We start from the raw sequence: 2,284 nt of genomic DNA, 5'->3' as shown, positions 1-2,284 counted from the left end.
GCTACCGGGTGGCGTTCGCCGAGGACGTCGCGCGCGGCCGGGTGAGTTTCGCCGCCGAGGCGTACGACCCGCAGTTGCGGCTGCTGGCCCGGCGGACCGCCACCCGGCAGGTGGTGGGTGAGGCGGCTTCGCCGACGCCGGCGCCCACCAGCGCGGAGCCCTCGGAGACGCCGAGCGAGGAGCCACCCGCCGACGATCCGGTGACCGACGAGCCGACCGACGCGGCGGTGGTGGAGCCGCCTCCGCCCGGTGGTGTGGCCGGACGTCCGGTCGCGGACAGCGGCGGCTTCGGCCTCGTGCAGGCCGCGTTCCTGCTCGGCGGGCTGCTGTTGTTCCTCGGCGCGGGGCTGCTGCTGCGGATGCGCCGCCTGCTGCGCCCGGCCGCCGCCACCGAACCGGAGACCCTGCCACCGCCCTTCGAGCGCCCCCGCCCGACCTGGCCCTGACCGGCCGGCCCTTGAGTGCGGGCCGGGTCAGGACCCGGTCAGTCGAGCTGGCTGGGTTCGAGGCCCAGTTCGCGGGCGGCGACGAGGCGGATCCACTCGGCGATCTGGCGGCGCGTGATCACCCGCTCGTGCACCGCGAGCTGGACCGCGAGGCCGTCCATCACCGCGCTGATCCGCCAGGCCGCGCCGGCCGGGTCGGGGCAGTCGAACGTGCCCTCGGTGACCCCGTCCGTGATCACCGCGGCCAGGTCCTGCCGCCAGCGCAGGTCCAGCCGCCGGGAGAGCTTCTCCAGTTCCGGGGTGCGCAGCGACTCCGCCCAGCCGTCGATCCACATCGACCAGGAGGTGGCCCGGCCGGTCGGCGCGTACAGGCGCAGCATGCGGCGCAGCTTCGCCAGCGGCGGCGCGGAGGAGCGGAGCACCGCGTCGAGCTTGGCCAGGTCCTGCTCGACGGCGTACGCGAACGCCTGCGCGAGCAGTCGGTCCTTGGTGGCGAAGTGGTAGAACACGAGGGCCTGGCTCACCCCGGCGGCCTCCGCCACGTCGGCGGTGCGGGTGTTGGCGAGCCCTCGTTCCGCGATCACCTCACAGGCCGTACGCAGCAGCGCGTCCAGGCGGATCTCGGCGGCTCGTCTCGTCACGGCGTTACGGTAACCCATCCGCATGACCACGGGGAGTTACCGAAGCGGCTGGTCGGCGGGCGGGCAGTCGGATGCCGGACACTCGACGCGCCGGTCTGCTTCCGCAGGTGGGAGCGCTCGCCGGTGCTCCCGGACGGAAGCCACCCAGGCTCCTAGGAAGCCGAGGGGGAGCGGGGTCCGCCACCACCGGACGCGCCGGAAACGGAACCCGATTTGGCAACCGTTCCCGGGCTCGGCTAAAGTTCTCATCCGTCACCGGATAACACCGGGGGCGTGCGGACGTAGCGCAGCTGGTAGCGCATCACCTTGCCAAGGTGAGGGTCGCGGGTTCGAATCCCGTCGTCCGCTCGGAGATGCCGCCACGCAGTTCGGGGGCAACCTCGGTGGAGTGGCCGAGAGGCGAGGCAACGGCCTGCAAAGCCGTGTACACGGGTTCAAATCCCGTCTCCACCTCGCAGTAGACGAGGGCGATTGGCGCAGTGGGAGCGCGCTTCCTTGACACGGAAGAGGTCACTGGTTCAAACCCAGTATCGCCCACCAGCGGAAAGGCCGTGTCGATCATTCGACACGGCCTTTCTCGTCGCCATCGATCAGTCCAGTGCCGCGCCGCTGGCCATTGCCGCACCCGCGTGCCCCACCCAGACTGGCCCGGTGGACGATCAACAGACCCGAGCCCAGCGTTTCCGCGCCCTGCACCGGCCCGGTGACCCACTGATCCTGGCCAACGCCTGGGACGCGGTCAGCGCCCGGCTCGTCGCCGCGGCCGGCGCCCACGCGATCGCGACCACCAGCGCCGGCGTCGCCTGGAGTCGCGGCGCCCCCGACGGCGACCTGCTCGCCCGCGACACCGCCGTCGACGTCATCCGCCGCGTCGCCGACGCGGTCCGCCTTCCGGTCACCGCCGACATCGAATCCGGGTACGGCGACAACCCCGACCAGGTCGCCGAGACCGTCGCCGCCGTCCTCGCCGCCGGAGCCGTCGGCGTCAACGTCGAGGACGCCCGGCACGACGGCGGCGGTCCGCTGCGCCCGATCCACGAGCAGGTCGCCCGGCTCGCCGCGGTCCGGGCCGCCGCCGACCGCGCCGGCATCCCGCTGTACGTCAACGCCCGCGTCGACACGTACCTGCGGGGCGCCGGGGGCGTACCGGAGACGGTCGAGCGCGCCGAGGCGTACCTGGCCGCCGGCGCGGACGGG

General features: G+C 73.4%; 2 protein-coding genes, 3 tRNA genes and 1 pseudogene. 5 read left to right on the top strand and 1 reads right to left on the bottom strand.

The annotated features are described in order from the left end of the window. Window positions 1-446: pseudogene (locus KBX39_RS29175) on the top strand (hypothetical protein); the annotation flags it as partial. 38 nt (window positions 447-484) lie between these two features. Here KBX39_RS29175 and KBX39_RS29170 read toward each other — a convergent pair. Next, a complete protein-coding gene (locus tag KBX39_RS29170; protein ID WP_174537633.1) occupies window positions 485-1,087 on the bottom strand; it encodes a TetR/AcrR family transcriptional regulator in 603 nt (200 codons plus the stop codon). Window positions 1,088-1,362: 275 nt separating this feature from the next. Here KBX39_RS29170 and KBX39_RS29165 point away from each other — a divergent pair. From KBX39_RS29165 to KBX39_RS29150, 4 genes are all read left to right on the top strand, one after another. Continuing rightward, a tRNA-Gly gene (locus KBX39_RS29165) sits at window positions 1,363-1,435 on the top strand. A 34-nt stretch (window positions 1,436-1,469) separates the two neighbouring features. Continuing rightward, window positions 1,470-1,540, top strand: a tRNA-Cys gene (locus tag KBX39_RS29160). Between the two features lie 12 nt (window positions 1,541-1,552). Next, a tRNA-Val gene (locus KBX39_RS29155) sits at window positions 1,553-1,627 on the top strand. Between the two features lie 111 nt (window positions 1,628-1,738). Then, window positions 1,739-2,284 (top strand): isocitrate lyase/phosphoenolpyruvate mutase family protein (locus KBX39_RS29150; RefSeq protein WP_210873615.1); only part of this gene is annotated, 546 nt, incomplete at its 3' end.

The organism is Micromonospora sp. D75 (genome assembly GCF_018070405.1).
GTDB lineage: Bacteria > Actinomycetota > Actinomycetes > Mycobacteriales > Micromonosporaceae > Micromonospora > Micromonospora chalcea.
The sequence above is the reverse complement of the archived record's forward strand: the minus strand, read 5'-3'. Positions and strand labels throughout refer to the sequence as shown.